This window comes from Ectopseudomonas guguanensis (assembly GCF_900104265.1).
GTDB lineage: Bacteria > Pseudomonadota > Gammaproteobacteria > Pseudomonadales > Pseudomonadaceae > Aquipseudomonas > Aquipseudomonas guguanensis.
Genome location: NZ_FNJJ01000004.1, coordinates 116,726 through 131,934, shown reverse-complemented (window position 1 = coordinate 131,934; position 15,209 = coordinate 116,726). Strand labels below are relative to the sequence as shown.

General features: G+C 65.4%; 16 protein-coding genes. 10 read left to right on the top strand and 6 right to left on the bottom strand.

What is annotated here, in order from left to right:
* The first annotated feature begins 13 nt into the window (after window positions 1-13).
* From ftsY to BLS61_RS07395, 5 genes are all read left to right on the top strand, one after another.
* Window positions 14-1,348, top strand: a complete 1,335-nt coding sequence (gene ftsY, locus BLS61_RS07415) for a signal recognition particle-docking protein FtsY (RefSeq protein WP_090429441.1) — start codon at window positions 14-16, stop codon at window positions 1,346-1,348.
* A complete protein-coding gene (ftsE, locus tag BLS61_RS07410; protein ID WP_013717545.1) occupies window positions 1,345-2,013 on the top strand; it encodes a cell division ATP-binding protein FtsE in 669 nt (222 codons plus the stop codon). Before ftsY ends, ftsE begins: the two co-directional genes overlap by 4 nt.
* Window positions 2,013-3,029 carry a permease-like cell division protein FtsX gene (gene ftsX / locus BLS61_RS07405; protein ID WP_090429439.1) on the top strand — a complete coding sequence of 339 codons (1,017 nt, stop codon included), beginning with the start codon at window positions 2,013-2,015 and terminating at the stop codon, window positions 3,027-3,029. The genes ftsE and ftsX overlap by 1 nt, the downstream gene beginning before the upstream one ends.
* A 143-nt stretch (window positions 3,030-3,172) precedes the next feature.
* A complete protein-coding gene (gene rpoH / locus BLS61_RS07400; protein WP_024309858.1) occupies window positions 3,173-4,027 on the top strand; it encodes an RNA polymerase sigma factor RpoH in 855 nt (284 codons plus the stop codon).
* Between the two features lie 61 nt (window positions 4,028-4,088).
* Window positions 4,089-4,700 (top strand): hypothetical protein, encoded by a 612-nt coding sequence (locus tag BLS61_RS07395; RefSeq protein ID WP_090429437.1) that lies wholly within the window; start codon window positions 4,089-4,091, stop codon window positions 4,698-4,700.
* A gap of 95 nt (window positions 4,701-4,795) precedes the next feature.
* On the opposite strand, the gene mtgA is transcribed toward BLS61_RS07395, so the two are convergent.
* Window positions 4,796-5,524 carry a monofunctional biosynthetic peptidoglycan transglycosylase gene (gene mtgA, locus BLS61_RS07390; RefSeq protein ID WP_090429435.1) on the bottom strand — a complete coding sequence of 243 codons (729 nt, stop codon included), beginning with the start codon at window positions 5,522-5,524 and terminating at the stop codon, window positions 4,796-4,798.
* 255 nt (window positions 5,525-5,779) lie between these two features.
* Between mtgA and BLS61_RS07385 the strand changes: the two genes are divergently transcribed.
* The 5 genes from BLS61_RS07385 (at window position 5,780) to BLS61_RS07365 (ending at window position 9,731) form a co-directional block, all read left to right on the top strand.
* On the top strand, window positions 5,780-6,151 hold the full coding sequence (locus tag BLS61_RS07385) for a DUF423 domain-containing protein (RefSeq protein WP_090429433.1): 372 nt from the start codon (window positions 5,780-5,782) through the stop codon (window positions 6,149-6,151).
* Window positions 6,152-6,323: 172 nt separating this feature from the next.
* Window positions 6,324-6,524 carry a sulfur carrier protein ThiS gene (gene thiS / locus BLS61_RS07380; RefSeq protein WP_003463964.1) on the top strand — a complete coding sequence of 67 codons (201 nt, stop codon included), beginning with the start codon at window positions 6,324-6,326 and terminating at the stop codon, window positions 6,522-6,524.
* Window positions 6,525-6,542: 18 nt separating this feature from the next.
* Window positions 6,543-7,337, top strand: coding sequence for a thiazole synthase (locus tag BLS61_RS07375; RefSeq protein WP_017363115.1), 795 nt, complete (start codon window positions 6,543-6,545; stop codon window positions 7,335-7,337).
* A gap of 10 nt (window positions 7,338-7,347) precedes the next feature.
* Window positions 7,348-8,064, top strand: a complete 717-nt coding sequence (gene trmB, locus BLS61_RS07370; protein ID WP_090429430.1) for a tRNA (guanosine(46)-N7)-methyltransferase TrmB — start codon at window positions 7,348-7,350, stop codon at window positions 8,062-8,064.
* A gap of 323 nt (window positions 8,065-8,387) precedes the next feature.
* The gene (locus BLS61_RS07365; RefSeq protein WP_090429428.1) at window positions 8,388-9,731 is read left to right on the top strand and encodes a DUF1329 domain-containing protein; all 1,344 of its coding nucleotides are present in this window, start codon (window positions 8,388-8,390) and stop codon (window positions 9,729-9,731) included.
* Between the two features lie 195 nt (window positions 9,732-9,926).
* On the opposite strand, the gene BLS61_RS07360 is transcribed toward BLS61_RS07365, so the two are convergent.
* The 5 genes from BLS61_RS07360 to rdgB form a co-directional block, all read right to left on the bottom strand.
* Complete coding sequence (locus BLS61_RS07360) at window positions 9,927-10,250, bottom strand: DUF3392 domain-containing protein (protein ID WP_024309848.1); 324 nt, start codon at window positions 10,248-10,250, stop codon at window positions 9,927-9,929.
* Window positions 10,251-10,595: 345 nt separating this feature from the next.
* Complete coding sequence (gene mep72 / locus BLS61_RS07355) at window positions 10,596-12,386, bottom strand: biofilm-associated metzincin protease Mep72 (RefSeq protein WP_090429426.1); 1,791 nt, start codon at window positions 12,384-12,386, stop codon at window positions 10,596-10,598.
* Between the two features lie 37 nt (window positions 12,387-12,423).
* Window positions 12,424-13,092, bottom strand: coding sequence for a biofilm-associated metzincin protease inhibitor BamI (bamI, locus tag BLS61_RS07350; RefSeq protein ID WP_090429424.1), 669 nt, complete (start codon window positions 13,090-13,092; stop codon window positions 12,424-12,426).
* A 276-nt stretch (window positions 13,093-13,368) separates the two neighbouring features.
* On the bottom strand, window positions 13,369-14,568 hold the full coding sequence (gene hemW / locus BLS61_RS07345; RefSeq protein WP_244157920.1) for a radical SAM family heme chaperone HemW: 1,200 nt from the start codon (window positions 14,566-14,568) through the stop codon (window positions 13,369-13,371).
* Entirely contained in the window at window positions 14,565-15,158 is a 594-nt protein-coding gene (gene rdgB / locus BLS61_RS07340; RefSeq protein WP_090429422.1) for an RdgB/HAM1 family non-canonical purine NTP pyrophosphatase, read from the bottom strand. Before rdgB ends, hemW begins: the two co-directional genes overlap by 4 nt.
* Between the last annotated feature and the right edge of the window lie 51 nt (window positions 15,159-15,209).

The window sequence follows — 15,209 nt, the reverse complement described above, 5'->3', positions numbered from 1 at the left end:
TTTGAGATGACCCATGTTCGGTTCCAAAGACGACAAGAATCCACCGGCCGAGGCCGGTAATCAGGCCCAGCCTGTGAGTGAAGAAAAGAAATCCCTGTTCAGCTGGTGGCGCAAGAAACCGGCAGAGAGTGCTACCGAGCCGACGCAGCCCGCGCCTGTCGAGCCATCCGCGCCGGTTCAGGCTCCTGTCGAGGCGCCGGCCTCCGAGCCTGTGCCTGCAACCGTGCCGGCAGTCTCGCCCGCGACGGCTGAAGTTGCACCTGCTCCAGCGCCGCAGCCCGAGCAGCCAGCTGCCGACACCCCGGTTGCCTCACCTGCGGTCATCGAACCGCCGCCCGTCGTAGCCGAGCCCGTGGTCGAGGCCGCTGCGGTGGCGGCTGAGCCGGCGCCTGGCGCCGCGCCGGCCACGCAGGACAAGCCCGGCTTCTTCGCCCGTCTCAAGCAGGGGCTGTCCAAGACCAGCGCCAGCCTCGGCGAAGGCATGGCCAGCCTGTTCCTCGGCAAGAAGGCCATCGACGACGACCTGCTCGACGATCTGGAAACCCGCCTGCTCACTGCCGACGTCGGTGTCGAGGCGACCACCACCATCATCGGCAACCTGACCAAGCGCGTGGCGCGCAAGGAACTGGCCGACAGCGGCGCGCTGTACAAGGCCCTGCAGGAAGAGCTGGTCAGCCTGCTCAAGCCGGTCGAGCAGCCGCTGGTGATCGACGGCGCCAAGCAGCCCTATGTGATCCTCGTCGTTGGCGTCAACGGCGTGGGCAAGACCACCACCATCGGCAAGCTGGCCAAGAAGCTGCAGCAAGACGGCAAGAAGGTCATGCTCGCCGCCGGCGACACCTTCCGCGCTGCCGCCGTGGAACAGCTGCAGGTCTGGGGTGAGCGCAACAACATCGCGGTCATTGCCCAGCACACCGGCGCCGACTCGGCCTCGGTGATCTTCGATGCGGTGCAGGCCGCCAAGTCGCGCGGCATCGACGTGTTGATCGCCGATACCGCCGGGCGCCTGCACACCAAGGACAACCTGATGGAAGAGCTGAAGAAGGTCCGTCGGGTGATTGGCAAGCTGGACGAGACGGCGCCGCACGAAGTGCTGCTGGTGCTCGATGCCGGCACCGGGCAGAACGCCATCAGCCAGGCCAAGCAGTTCAACCAGACGGTGAACCTCACCGGCCTGGCGCTGACCAAACTCGATGGCACCGCCAAGGGCGGCGTCATCTTCGCCCTGGCCAAGCAGTTCGGCCTGCCGATTCGCTACATTGGCGTGGGTGAAGGTATCGATGATCTGCGTCCGTTCGAGGCGCAGGCTTTCGTCCAGGCACTCTTCGAGGAGCGTGAGCGCGGATGATCCGATTCGAGCAGGTCGCCAAGCGTTACCCCAATGGCCATGTCGGGCTGCACGAGCTGACTTTCCGCGTTCGCCCCGGCGAATTTCTCTTCGTCACCGGCCACTCCGGTGCCGGCAAGAGCACGCTGCTGCGCCTGCTGCTGGCGATGGAACGGCCCACCAGCGGCAAGCTGCTGCTGGCCGGGCAGGACCTGTCGACCATCACCAACGCGCAGATTCCCTTCCTGCGTCGGCAGATCGGCGTGGTGTTCCAGAATCACCAACTGCTGTTCGATCGCACGGTCTACGACAACGTCGCCCTGCCGCTGCAGATTCTCGGTCTGTCCAAGCCGGAGATCGCCAAGCGCGTCGGCGCTGCGCTGGAGCGCGTCAGCCTCAGCGACAAGGCCGCGCAGGCGCCGGGGGACCTGTCCACCGGTCAGCAGCAGCGCGTCGGTATCGCCCGCGCCATTGTCCACCGGCCGGCCCTGCTGCTGGCGGACGAGCCCACCGGTAACCTCGACCCGCGCCTCGCTGCCGAGATCATGGGCGTGTTCGAGGACATCAACCAGCTGGGTACCACGGTGCTGATCGCCAGCCACGACCTGGCGCTGATCGCGCGCATGCGCCAGCGCATGCTCACCCTGCAACGCGGTCGCCTGATCGGTGACGGGGAGGCTGCCTGATGAGCGCATCGAAGATGCCCACCCCGCAACCGGCCGAACGGGTCGGCGCGGCGCCGCGCAACAAGGTGGTGGACGGCCCGGCCGACGAGCCGGATTTCCGCACGCTGTTCCATGCCTGGCTGGAAAGTCACCGCGCCAGCCTGGTGGACAGCCTGCGTCGCCTGGCGCGCCAGCCCATCGGCAGCTTCTTCACCTGCTGGGTGATGGCCGTGGCGCTGAGCCTGCCCATGGGCCTGTCGCTGCTGCTGGACAACGTCGAGAAGCTCGGCGGCTCCTGGCAGCGCGCGGCGCAGATTTCCCTGTTCCTCGATATGTCGGCCAGCGAGCGTGAAGGCCAGTCGCTGCGCGAGCAGATTGCGGCGATGGATGACGTGGCCGATGCCGAGTGGATCAGCCGTGAGCAGGCGCTGGAAGAGTTCCAGCAGCTCTCCGGCCTGGGCCAGGCGCTCAAGGAACTGCCGGAGAACCCGCTGCCGGGCGTGGTCCTGGTCACGCCGAAGGAAGTCGACAAGGCCAAGCTCGAAGCCCTGCGCCAGCGTCTGGCTGAGCTGCCCAAGGTGGAGCAGGCACAGCTCGATCTGGTCTGGGTCGAGCGTCTGACTGCCATCCTAAAACTGGGCGATCGCTTCGTCTTCGGCCTCAGCCTGCTGCTGATCCTGGCGCTGCTGCTGGTGATCGGCAACACCATCCGCCTGCACATCGAGAACCGCCGCGCCGAGATCGAGGTGATCAAGCTGGTAGGTGGAACCGATGGCTACGTGCGACGTCCCTTCCTTTATATGGGCGCGTTGTATGGTTTCGGCGCAGGCATCTTCGCCTGGTTGCTGCTGGCCTTCGGGCTGGATTGGCTGAACGATGCCGTAGTACGTTTGGCCGGACTTTACGGTAGCGATTTCGCCCTGGGTGGCGTACCTTCGTCCGACGGTTTTTCGCTGCTGCTTGGCGCCGTGCTGTTGGGCTATATTGGCGCCTGGCTGGCAGTGGCGCGTCATCTGAACGAACTGGCGCCCCGTTGAGGCGCCTTTCGGCAAGGCTGAACGCCAGCTGACAAGTCATTGTTTTGGTTGATATTGACTATCTGACAGGGAACTTATCCACAGGCTCTTAATCAGATAGCGCAGTGCTACACTGCACGAGTTTCGTGAATCGGAGGATTCGAATGTCCACTTCCTTGCAACCTGTTCATGCCCTTGTTCCAGGCGCCAACCTGGAAGCTTACGTGCATGCGGTCAACAGCATCCCGCTGCTGACGCCCGAGCAGGAGCGTGAACTGGCCGAAAATCTCTACTACCAGCAGGACCTCGAGGCCGCCCGCCAGATGGTGCTGGCCCACCTGCGTTTCGTGGTGCATATCGCCCGCAGCTACTCCGGTTATGGTCTGGCCCAGGCCGACCTGATCCAGGAAGGCAACGTCGGCCTGATGAAGGCGGTCAAGCGCTTCAACCCGGAAATGGGCGTGCGTCTGGTTTCCTTCGCGGTGCACTGGATTCGTGCCGAAATCCACGAGTTCATCCTGAAGAACTGGCGCATCGTCAAGGTGGCCACCACCAAGGCGCAGCGCAAGCTATTCTTCAACCTGCGCAGCCAGAAGAAGCGTCTGGCCTGGCTGAACAACGATGAAGTCACCGCGGTAGCCGAAAGCCTGGGCGTCGAGCCGCACGAAGTGCGCGAGATGGAAAGTCGCCTGACCGGCCAGGACATGGCCTTCGACCCGGCAGCCGATGCCGACGACGACAGCGCCTTCCAGTCGCCCGCGCATTACCTGGAAGATCACCGCTACGACCCGGCTCGCCAGCTCGAGGATGCCGATTGGAGCGACAGCTCCAGCAGCAACCTGCACGAAGCGCTGGAAAGCCTGGACGAGCGTAGCCGCGACATCCTCTACCAGCGCTGGCTGGCCGAAGAGAAGGCGACGCTGCACGACCTGGCTGCCAAGTACAACGTCTCGGCCGAGCGTATCCGCCAGCTCGAGAAGAACGCGATGAACAAGCTCAAGGGCTGTATCGCCGCCTGAGTCTGCCGCAACCCGAAAAGCCGCACCCTGGTGCGGCTTTTTGCTGTCTGGAGCAACCGCCTTGAACAAAACCCCGCTGAAAGCGCAGCACTGGCTGATATTCGCGATCGTTGCCGTGCTGTTCTTCGCCTGGGGCGCCTGGTTGATGCGCAGCAGCGAGGTTCAGCCGGTGGCCAACCTGCAGCAGTGGCGCGATGCGCTGTTGCAGCCGCTGGCCGAAGATGGGCTGACGTTGCGTGATGTGCAGGCGCTGGCCGCGGGCGAGCTGTGGCTGGAGCCGCGTCTGGACGGCGCACGGCTGTCCTATCGAGCGACGCTCGAAGGGGATGAGGGCGAGTGGTCGCTGCAGGCTGAACTGGCCTTGAGCAAGAATCAGCGCGACAGTCTGATGGCCGCGCAAGGGCTCAGGCCCGGCGACGCCGGTGTGGCACTGGATGAGTCACTGGCCGAGCAGATGGCCGCGTTCACTATTGCCAGCCTCAATCTGGGTGCACCGCAGGCGCTGGCCAGCGAGCGCCTGGCCGCCAGTTTCGGCCAGCCACGCCTGACCCTGGAGCTTGCCGACGGGCGGGCCTGGGTCTATCCGCAATGGGGGCTGACCGTGCATCTGCAGGGCGATGATGTCGCGTTGCTGCACGCGGTGCCCAGGCGCGCGTTCGCGCCACAGCGCTAGGGGTTGAGGCGCGCCGATCGATATCCCTGGTGCGCACGGCGCACCCTACGGCGTTCGCCGCGCGTAGCGACTGCAGCAGCGTCCCGGGGCGGATTCTATAGCCAGCGTGGCCACCACTCCGGTGACCTGGGCTTGAGCTGGTTGAGGTAGTGGCTGCCGCCGAGCTGATTCATCTGCTGGCGAATCCAGGCCGCGCGGCGGATCACGTAGCCATTCGGCCGACCTGCGCTCCAGCGCCGCGGGTTGGGTAGCACGGCCGCCAGCTGGCTGGCCTGCTGGCGATTGAGGTAAGGGGCGCCGACGCCGAAATGATGCTGTGCGGCGGCTTCGGCGCCGAAGATGCCATCGCCCCATTCGACGCTGTTGAGATAGACCTCAAGGATGCGTTCTTTCGACCAGAACAGCTCGATCAGCGCGGTGAACCAGGCTTCCAGCCCTTTGCGCAGCCAGCTGCGCCCGGACCAGAGGAACAGGTTCTTGGCTACCTGCTGGCTGAGGGTGCTGGCGCCACGCAGCGAGCCGCCGCTCTGGTTGTGTGCCAGTGCCGCCTGGATGGCATTCATGTCGAAGCCCCAGTGCTCGGCGAACTTCTGGTCTTCGGCGGCGATCACCGCCATCTTCAGGTGATCCGGCAGCTCGTTCCACGGGCGCCACTGACGCTTGAGTTGCAGCGACTGCCCGCTGCCCCAGGACTCGATCTTGCGTTCTATCATCAGCGCCGTGCCGGGCGGCGGCACCCAGCGCAGCACGAGCACCAGCAGGGCGCTGGCCAGCATCAGCCAGAGCAGCAGTTTCAGCAGGCGACGGGTCAGGGCTCGCAGCATGGGTTCTCGCAATGATTGGGCGAGGCGCTATTAAAACAAAAAATCGCCGGGAGCGATTTTTGACGTCGGCTCTGCCGACGGCCCGAAGGGTTGCCACCAGGGATGGCGTCGGCTCTGTCCGGGATGGTTTCACAAGAAAATCCGCAGACATTGCCGCCAACACTTCCGGATAAGCTCCGGGTGTGACAATAGTGCCTCTCTCGCCTGTGCTTTCAGTGGTTAAACTGAGCCAGCTCGATCCCTTCTGGAGGTTGCATGGCTCGTCTCTGGCTGCTGTTATCCGCTTTTGCCGGTTTTACCGGCGTCGCTCTGGGCGCCTTTGCCGCTCACGGTCTGAAGAATCGTCTGACGCCTGAGTATCTGGCCGTCTTCCAGACCGGCACGCACTATCAACTGATCCACGCGCTGGCCCTGTTCGGCGTCGGTCTGCTGGCGCTGCACATGCCCGGACGTTTGATAAACCTGGCTGGCGGCGCCTTCGCCGTGGGCATCCTGCTGTTCTCCGGCAGCCTCTACCTGCTGACCCTCAGCGGCATCGGCAAGCTCGGCATGATCACCCCGTTCGGCGGCGTCGCCTTCCTGATCGGCTGGCTGTGCCTGGGTTTGGCGGCCTGGAGGCTGGCCTAGGCCGCGTGCGCTGTTCAGGCGCTGGGACGACTGGCGGTGCGCACGGCGCACCCTACTGTGTCCGACCTGACCCTGGCGTCAGAAATGAGGACGAATGGCGCCTTTTAGCCTTGGTCGCAGACGGCTGTCGGGCTAGAATGCCGGCCCTCTTCCTAGTTGTGACCGAGTCGTCATGCGTATCCAGTTGAATGGTGAACCCTTCGAACTGCCGGATAACCAGAGCGTCGCCGACCTGTTGGTTCGCCTCGACCTGACCGGGCGCCGTGTGGCGGTCGAGCTCAATCTGGACATCGTTCCACGCAGCCAGCACGACAGCACCCAGCTCGCCGAAGGCGATCAGGTGGAAGTGGTGCACGCCATCGGCGGCGGTTGACTTCACGAGGAGTATTCCATGAGCCAAGTTCGCAGCGACAAGCCCTTCACCCTGGCCGGTCGTACGTTCCAGTCGCGCCTGCTGGTGGGGACCGGCAAGTACAAGGATATGGACGAAACCCGTGACGCCATCGCCGCTTCCGGCGCCGAGATCGTCACCGTGGCCGTGCGCCGCACCAATATCGGCCAGAATCCCGGCGAGCCGAACCTGCTCGACGTGATCAGCCCGGACAAGTACACCATCCTGCCCAACACCGCCGGCTGCTACGACGCCGTCGAGGCCGTGCGCACCTGCCGCCTGGCGCGTGAGCTGCTCGACGGCCACAACCTGGTCAAGCTGGAAGTGCTGGCCGACCAGAAAACCTTGTTTCCCAACGTGATCGAAACCATCAAGGCCGCCGAAGTGCTGGTCAAGGACGGCTTCGACGTCATGGTGTACACCAGCGACGATCCGATCATTGCTCGCCAGCTGGCCGAGATCGGCTGTATCGCGGTGATGCCGCTGGCCGGCCTGATCGGCTCGGGCCTGGGCATCTGCAACCCCTACAACCTGCGCATCATCCTCGAGGAATCCAAGGTGCCGGTGCTGGTCGATGCCGGCGTGGGCACGGCCTCCGATGCCACCATCGCCATGGAGCTGGGCTGCGAGGCGGTGCTGATGAACAGCGCCATCGCCGAAGCGCAGAACCCGGTGCTGATGGCGCGTGCCATGCAGCATGCCGTCGAGGCTGGTCGCCTGGCCTACCTGGCCGGCCGTATGCCGAAGAAACTTTATGCCAGTGCGTCGTCGCCCCTCACCGGCCTGATCAACTAACGAGCTTCACATGACCGATACCCAACAGCCCGAACTGACCGAAGACGGTCGCCAGCGCCGTACCATCAAGAGCTTCGTGATGCGCGCCGGGCGCATGACCGAAGGCCAGCAGCGTGGCATCGACAAGGGTTGGCCGCTGTTCGGCCTGGAACTGGAAGACGGCCTGCGTGACTTCGATCAGGTGTTCGGGCGCAGCGCGCCGCGCACCTTCGAGATCGGCTTCGGCATGGGCCATTCCACCCTGGAGATGGCCGCCGCCGCGCCCGAGCAGGATTTCATCGGCGTCGAGGTGCACAAGCCCGGTGTCGGTGCGCTGCTCAATGGCGCCATGGCGCAGAACCTGAGCAACATCCGTGTGTACAGCTGCGATGCGCTGGAAGTGCTGCGTGATTGCGTCGCCGATGCCAGTCTCGATCGCGTGTTGCTGTTCTTCCCTGATCCCTGGCACAAGTCCCGCCACCACAAGCGCCGCATCGTGCAGCCGGCCTTCGCCGAGCTGGTGCGCAGCAAGCTGAAGATCGGCGGTGTGCTGCACATGGCCACCGACTGGGAGAATTATGCCGAGCACATGCTCGAGGTGATGAACGCGGCACCGGGCTATCGCAACCTGGCTGCCGATGGCACCTACGTGCCGCGCCCCGAGGAGCGCCCGGTAACCAAGTTCGAACGCCGTGGCGAACGCCTCGGTCACGGCGTATGGGACCTCAAGTTCCAGCGCCAGCAATGATGACCGGGCGATCCCTGTCGACAGGGATCGCCTAGGCTAGAACCTGAAGGATGCATGACTAGATCGGGATAAACCGACGGCCAGGATGGCGCCTCACCTCAGAACCTGTTCACGATCTGCTGCGCGTCGGCGCTACTGCGTTAAAAACAAGCTCGGATGCTCTTTTACCACTTGTAAACTCTGCTTCCTCGCTTGCTTTTGCCTTGTATCGCGCTAGCTCGCGAGATCGTGAAAAGGCTCTCAATACACAACAACGATAAGCATGCCTGCAAGGCCTGTAGATATTGGCGACGCCGCTGCCATGGCGCCGCAAGGAGAGCATTGTGTTGAGATCGGTTTCCATTCTTCTGCTGACCGCCCTGGCCTTTCAGGCTCAGGCCAAGGTCGACGCCAGCCAGGCTGCACGCCTGGAGCAGGACCTGACCCCACTGGGCGGCGAGCGTGCGGGCAATGCGGCGGGCACCATCCCGGCGTGGTCAGGCGGCCTGTCCACGCCGCCAGCCGGTTACCAGCCAGGCATGCACCACCCGGACCCCTACGTAGGCGACAAGCCGCTGTATCGCGTCGATGGCCAGAACCTGGCGCAGTACGAGCAACAACTGCCGGTCGGCCTCAAGGCCCTGCTGCAGCAGAACCCCAGCTTCTACCTGCGCGTGTTCCCGACTCGTCGCAGCGCCGCCGCGCCACAGCGCATCTACGATGCCACGCGCTTCAATGCGCTCAATGCCGAGCTGATCTCCGGCGGCAATGGCGTGCAGGGCGCCGCGGCCGGCGTGCCGTTCCCCATTGCGCAGAACGGCCAGGAGGCGATCTGGAACCACGTCATGCGTTACCGCGGCGACCAGATCAGCATGGCCACCAACCAGGCGGCGGTGCTCGCCAACGGCAGCTACAACCTGCTCAAGCTCGAGCGTGACATCTACTTCGTCTACGGCCGTGAGGGCATAGCTCCGCAGGACTTGGACAACACTCTGTTCCACTACAAGTACAAGGTGGTGGCGCCGGCCAAGCTGGCCGGCTCTGCCCTGGTGGTGCAGGAAACCCTCGATCAGGTGCTGGCGATCCGCAAGGCCTGGCGCTTCAACCGCGGCGAGCGTCGCGTGCGCCGCCTGCCGATGCTCGCCTACGACACCCTGCAGCCCGATACCAACGGCATGGCCACTGCCGACCAGGTCGACGCCTACAACGGTGCGCCGGATCGCTACGAGTGGCAGCTGCTGGGCAAACGCGAGATGCTGGTGCCCTACAACAGCTACGCGGTGCACCAGCAGGGCATTCCCTATGCCGACATCCTGCAGGCCAGGCACATCAACCCCGAGCTGCTGCGCTACGAGTTGCATCGCGTCTGGGTGGTGGAGGCGGACCTGCGCACCGGTTTCAGCCACCCTTACGCCAAACGCCGCTTCTACCTGGACGAGGACAGCTGGCAGATCCTCGCCGTCGACCTGTATGACCGCAGCGGCGCGCTGATCGGCCTGCAGGAAGCGCACCCGATCAGCTACTACGACGTACCGATGTTTGGCTCGACCCTGGAGACCATCTACGACCTCAAGGGTGGCCGCTACTTCGCTGACGGCCTGGACAACAACGAGAAGATGTACGACTTCAACGCCCGGCTGAGCCCGCGCGACTTCACCCCGCAGGCCCTGCGTCGCGAAGGTAACTGAGCCAGGCGGCCAGCGGCGCTGGTACAAGCGAAACGCCGCGCTCCTTCACCGGAGCGCGGCGTTTTTCATGGGGGCTCTGGTATTGGCCGGTGGCTGCGTAGGGTGCGCCGTGCGAACCGCCGGCAACTCGTTATGTGCTGCGCACGCTGCACCTTGCGCGCGGCAGCTGTGAGCACCTGCCGCTGGCGGCAGGCCCTAATTGCGGTCGGCCATGATGCCGATCACCACGAAGATCAGGATCAGCACCGGGGCCAGGGTGTAGTTGTTGAAGTGCGCCAGGCCCTTGGCCAGCCAGGGCGTGAGAAAGACGATCGCCAGGCCGTAGCCGACCGCGCAGAACACCACGAACAGCAGGGTGCGCAGCACGAAGTTGAGGTTGCCGATGGTGCGCTGAACCCAGGCGTTGATGGCCGGGCCGAACAGCACCAGCAGGGTGGCCATGATGGCCAGGGAAATGTCGCCAAGGTGGCTGCGGCTCCAGCGCGACAGGGTGACGATCAGGTCCAGTAGCAAATCCATTGGGGCTCCTTGTTGACGCGGCGCAGAACGGGTCGCGCAGCAGGTTGGCCGACCGCACGGCGAAGGGGCATGAACGGCATTGGCCGTCTCTGCGCAGCTGGCCGGTGCCGGGCAAACGAAAGGGGATGCCGCACTGGCGGGCGTCGAGGTGCCTGCGTGCGGCTAGCGCGCGGGCGAGCTCTGTTGGCGCACGTTCCGGCGCCATAGACTAACGGATTCGTATCGACCTGTGTGCACCCGCGCGGGCCGGTCTCGTGTGCGCGGCTATCCAGGCCGCACCCGGCCTGAGCCGGGCGCATTCGGCGCTGACGCGCCCGTGTTTGCGTGGGCCACGGGCGCGCTGGCTTACAGCCGGGTCACGCTGACGTTGTCGATGAACAGCGACTGGCTGCGTTGCGTGCCAAGCAGCAACAGCTCGGCACGGCGCAGGGGGCCGGCAGGCAGCTGCACTTCATGCTGCAGCCTGCTCCAGCTGCCGCCGCGGGTGTTGCGTTGACCGAGCGGCAGGTACTGACCGCGCCCGCTGCTGTCCTCCACGTAGAGGTAGGCATAGGCGACGGCGCTGACCGAGGCGCTGCGACCGATGCTCAGGTCCGCTTCGATGCGGTAGCGCTTGCCGGCCTCCAGGTTGCCGAGCAGGCTGACGCTGGCGCCGGAGCCTTCGTACTCGCGCTGGTAGGCCTCGAGCGCCTGGCGACCGCTGCTGGCGTAGGTGCTCATTCGCGTGCTGCCGTGGTAACCGGACCAGCCGCCGATGCCACTCTCGAAGTCCCAGCCGAACTGCGCCGGTGCCGCTGGCGGCGTGTTGCTCTGAACCTCCTGCAGCTCCACTTCGTCGATCAGCAGGCTGCTGCCGCTTTCGCTCCAGACCGCCACATAAAGCTCGCGCGCGTTGGCGGGCGCACGGTAGGTGAAGGTTTTTTCCAGGCGACTGAACTCGTTGCCGCTGACCGAGAGACTGGTCGACTGCTCCGCGCTGTAGGTCAGGCGGCCGTCGACGCCCTCCTGGAGGATCGCCAGGCGCACGTCTTCGCGGCTGTTGCGGGCCTTGAGCATGCTGTTGGCCCTCAGCCGATACTGCACACCCTCACGCAGGCCGCTGACCGGTGTGGCCAGGATGTCGAAGCCGCGCGCGTCCATCTGCAGGGCATTGTCGCGGCAGTTCAGGGCCACGTTGACCAGGCTCAGGTCGGACTGGCCGAAGAGTCCACGCCAGCCTTCGCTGTTGGTGAATTCGCCATTGCGTACCAGCCCCTGCAGCGCCGGTTTGCTGCACCATGCCAGCTCGGCCGGCGGCGTACCGGGGTTGGTGGTTCCCGGATTGCCGGTGATGGGTACCAGAGTCGGGCGGAATGCCGCGATCTGGCTGGCCATGGCGTTCAGCGCACGCACCGCGTCGGCAAGCTCGTGCTGGCCGCAGGCCTGATTGGCGCATTCGCTGTCGCGCAGCTGCGGGTTGGAGAACACCGGCGCCTGGCGGCGCGCGCCGAACACCTGGGGGTAGGCCATGATGGTGCTGAACTGACCCTGCACGCCGTAGCCGCGGCTCCACTCATGGGTGCCGTTGTGGCCGTTGGCGTTGTAGTAGCCTTCCTGCAGATCCTGCTCGTAGGAGTGGCGCAGACCCATGTTGTGGCCGGCCTCGTGGGCGAAGGTGCTGAGGCTGCAGTCGACCCCGGTCAGGCCGTAGGCCATCTCCTTGGCGCCGCTGTTGAAGCGGTCGCTGTTCTTCGGCCCGGTGCCCATCCAGGCGATGCCGCAGACGCCGTAGCCCTGCCCCTGGGTGGTGCGGTTGATCAGCTGCACCAGGTCCGCGCCGTACTGCTCGCGCAGACGCTGCACGCGGGTGTCGTAGGTGAACTTGTTGAGGTTGGCCGATGACACGTCGTAGTAGTCGGCCCAGTCGAGCAGCTGCTTGTGCACCAGGCGCAGGCGCAGGTTGACCCCGCTCTTGGCGTAGGCGTTGTTGGTGTACTCAATGTAGCTGGCGATGCGCGCGTCGATGTCGCGGCCATTGGGCAGGGCCTGGGCGTCCTTGGTGTAGAGCACCATGATATCGACGGTCTCGGGGCTGGCCTGGGCGTGATGGGCGGCCAGAGCCAGGGCCAGAGCGGATAACCATTGCACGTTCTTCATGTCTGCGATCCTTGTGCGGGGGGGTAAGAGAGGTGCATCAGCCCTGGGCGGGCGGCGGCAGGGGAGGCAGTTCCTTGTGCTGGTAATGCAGGTGATCGTTGGGGTCGGCGCGCAACACCAGCTGGTTCTCGTCGGTGATCACGGTCTTGCCGGTGGCGTTGTCGACGATGATCGACAGGCTGCCGTCGAGGGTGGCGAGGGTGATGTGGGTTTCCAGCGTGCCGCGCACCAGGGTCATGCTTTCCATCGCATCGCCGTCGAGCAGGGCGCCATGCCAGACGGCGCTGCCGGCGGTATTGCGGGTTTCGCCAAGGCGCGCACGCACGGGGTGCTGGCGTCCCGGCAGGGCAAAGGCCACGACCTGGCCGGTATGCAGGGTTGTCAGCTGCTGAGGATCGAGCTGGGTGAGGTGACGGACGATGCCGTCCGTTTCCTCTTCCTGCAGCGACGCGGCTTGCCACAGCGTCACTTGCGCCGCTGCCGGTGTGCTGGCGCTCGGTTGCGCTTGCGTCCTGCCCTCAGCGTCCGGCAGCGTGGCCGGTGCGGCGGCGGTGGCGAGGGCCGGAGCAGCGGGGCTGGCCGGCGAGCCTGCCGGTTGCTTCTGCGCCGTGTCGCCTTCTGGCTGCAGGGCTTCCGACAGCACGAAGCCCAGGGTGCCGCCCACTATTACCGTGGCGACCACGGCGGTTATCCAGCGTTTTGACATGCCATTGCTCCTTCCTCTGGTAAGGCGAAAGGGGGCAGTCTAGGTACGCGGGTGCCAGAAAATCGCTATGCACTTCACAGCCAGGCCGAGCGGCGCGAGGCGAGGGCGCTAAGTTGGACGCCTGTCTCACCTGCAGGGTCTATTGCGTCTCGTTTGGTCGTTTGCCGGTGCGGTTCTGTTGGAGCGGGCGGACATGGCACCCGAGTGGCGGGGCACGACGCCAGCGCGCCACGCGCGAGGCGGACGCCGGCCTTCCAGCCGGCAGCCGGGCGCGCCTCAGGGCAGGAAGTGCTGCAGCAGGTCGTTGAGGAACAGCTGGCCCCTGGCGGTGGCCACCAGGCGCGCCGGATCGGCCTGCAACAGGCCCTGGCGTTCGGCTTCGCGGCGTGCCTGCTCGAGCTGCTGCAGCGGCAGGCCGGTGCGTTGGTTGAACAGCTCGACGGGTGCGCCTTCGGTCAGGCGCAGCACGTTCATGAGAAATTCGAAGGGCAGCTCGTCGGCGCCGAGCACGCGCTCACCCGCCTGGAAGGGCTTGGCCGGGTCCAGATAGTCCTTGGGCAGGCGGGTCTTCCAGGTGCGCAGGATGCGCCCGTCAGTCGTGCTCAGCTTGGCGTGGGCGCCGGCACCGATGCCGAGAAAATCACCGAAGGTCCAGTAGTTGAGATTGTGCCGCGCCTGCTTGCCTGGCCGGGCGTAGGCGGACACCTCGTACTGCAGGTAACCCTCGGCCGCCAGCAGGGCCTGGCCGGCCTCCTGGATGTCCCACAGCAGATCGTCCTCCGGCAGCACCGGCGGCTGGCTCCAGAACACCGTGTTCGGCTCCATGGTCAGCTGGTACCAGGAGAGGTGCGTCGGGCCCTGGCTGATGGCGGTGCGCAGGTCGAACAGGGCGTCCTCGATGCTCTGCTCGGGCAGGCCGTGCATCAGGTCGAGGTTGAAATTGTCGAAGCCGGCGGCGCGCGCCATATCGGCAGCGCGGATTGCCTCGTTGCCATCGTGGATGCGCCCCAGCGCCTTGAGCTTGGCTTCCTGAAAACTCTGCACGCCGATGGACAGGCGATTGATGCCGAGGCTGCGATAGCCCTTGAATTTGGCCTGCTCGAAGGTGCCGGGGTTGGCCTCCAGGGTGATCTCGATATCCGGCGCGAAGGTCACACGCCGTTCGATGCCCTCCAGCAGACGGCCCAGGGCGCGGTCGGAGAACAGGCTTGGGGTGCCGCCGCCGAAGAAAATCGAAGTCAGCGGCCGGCCGTGCACGTGTTGCAGGTCGACGTCGAGGTCGGCCAGCAGCGCGTCGACGTATTCCTCTTCAGGCAGGCTCGGCCCGGCAGCGTGGGAGTTGAAGTCGCAGTAAGGACATTTGCGCACGCACCAGGGGATATGGATGTAAGCCGCCAGAGGCGGTAGCTGCAGGCTGCAGGCTGCAGGCTGCAGGTTCGAGCCTGTGGCCTGCGGCCTGCCTGGGGACGCTTTCATAGCCCCAGGCGCTGCAGGAGCAGCGCCATGGCGCGGGCGCGGTGGCTCAGGCGGTTCTTCTGTTCGGCCGGCAGTTCGGCACTGGAACATTCGGTTTCCGGTACCCAGAACAGCGGGTCGTAGCCGAAGCCGTGCTCGCCGCGCGCCTCGTGCAGGATGCTGCCGTGCCACAGGCCTTCGCAGAGGATCGGCAGCGGGTCGTCGGCGTGGCGCACCAGTGCCAGGGCGCAGACGAATTGGGCGCCGCGCTCGGCATCCGGTACGTCCCTGAGCGCCGCGAGTAGCTTGGCATTGTTCGCCGCATCGCCCTGACCATCGGCGTAGCGCGCCGAGTAGATACCCGGCGCGCCGCCGAGGGCGTCCACCGCCAGACCGGAGTCGTCGGCGAGCGCCGGCAGCCCGGAGATACGTGCGGCATTGCGCGCCTTGAGGATGGCGTTCTCGACGAACGACAGGCCGGTTTCCTCCGGCTCGACGCTAGAGAATTCGCCGATCGAACGCACGCGCACGGCGTCGCCGAGCATGGCCTGCAGTTCCTTGAGCTTGCCGGCGTTATGGCTGGCCAGCACCAGTTCCTTGAAGTCGATCATGCGGATATTGCCTGTTGGTTGAGCGTTGAATTACAGAACCTGCAGGAGCGG

Excerpts from the sequence above, each read along its gene's own strand:
- BLS61_RS07375 (WP_017363115.1), top strand. The coding sequence starts at position 6,543 with ATGAGCCAAGTTCGCAGCGACAAGCCCTTCACCCTGGCCGGTCGTACG.
- bamI (WP_090429424.1), bottom strand. The coding sequence starts at position 13,092 with ATGTCAAAACGCTGGATAACCGCCGTGGTCGCCACGGTAATAGTGGGC.
- hemW (WP_244157920.1), bottom strand. The coding sequence starts at position 14,568 with ATGAAAGCGTCCCCAGGCAGGCCGCAGGCCACAGGCTCGAACCTGCAG.
- thiS (WP_003463964.1), top strand. The coding sequence starts at position 6,324 with ATGCGTATCCAGTTGAATGGTGAACCCTTCGAACTGCCGGATAACCAG.
- mtgA (WP_090429435.1), bottom strand. The coding sequence starts at position 5,524 with ATGCTGCGAGCCCTGACCCGTCGCCTGCTGAAACTGCTGCTCTGGCTG.
- BLS61_RS07385 (WP_090429433.1), top strand. The coding sequence starts at position 5,780 with ATGGCTCGTCTCTGGCTGCTGTTATCCGCTTTTGCCGGTTTTACCGGC.
- rpoH (WP_024309858.1), top strand. The coding sequence starts at position 3,173 with ATGTCCACTTCCTTGCAACCTGTTCATGCCCTTGTTCCAGGCGCCAAC.
- BLS61_RS07360 (WP_024309848.1), bottom strand. The coding sequence starts at position 10,250 with ATGGATTTGCTACTGGACCTGATCGTCACCCTGTCGCGCTGGAGCCGC.
- ftsE (WP_013717545.1), top strand. The coding sequence starts at position 1,345 with ATGATCCGATTCGAGCAGGTCGCCAAGCGTTACCCCAATGGCCATGTC.
- rdgB (WP_090429422.1), bottom strand. The coding sequence starts at position 15,158 with ATGATCGACTTCAAGGAACTGGTGCTGGCCAGCCATAACGCCGGCAAG.
- mep72 (WP_090429426.1), bottom strand. The coding sequence starts at position 12,386 with ATGAAGAACGTGCAATGGTTATCCGCTCTGGCCCTGGCTCTGGCCGCC.
- ftsX (WP_090429439.1), top strand. The coding sequence starts at position 2,013 with ATGAGCGCATCGAAGATGCCCACCCCGCAACCGGCCGAACGGGTCGGC.
- ftsY (WP_090429441.1), top strand. The coding sequence starts at position 14 with ATGTTCGGTTCCAAAGACGACAAGAATCCACCGGCCGAGGCCGGTAAT.
- trmB (WP_090429430.1), top strand. The coding sequence starts at position 7,348 with ATGACCGATACCCAACAGCCCGAACTGACCGAAGACGGTCGCCAGCGC.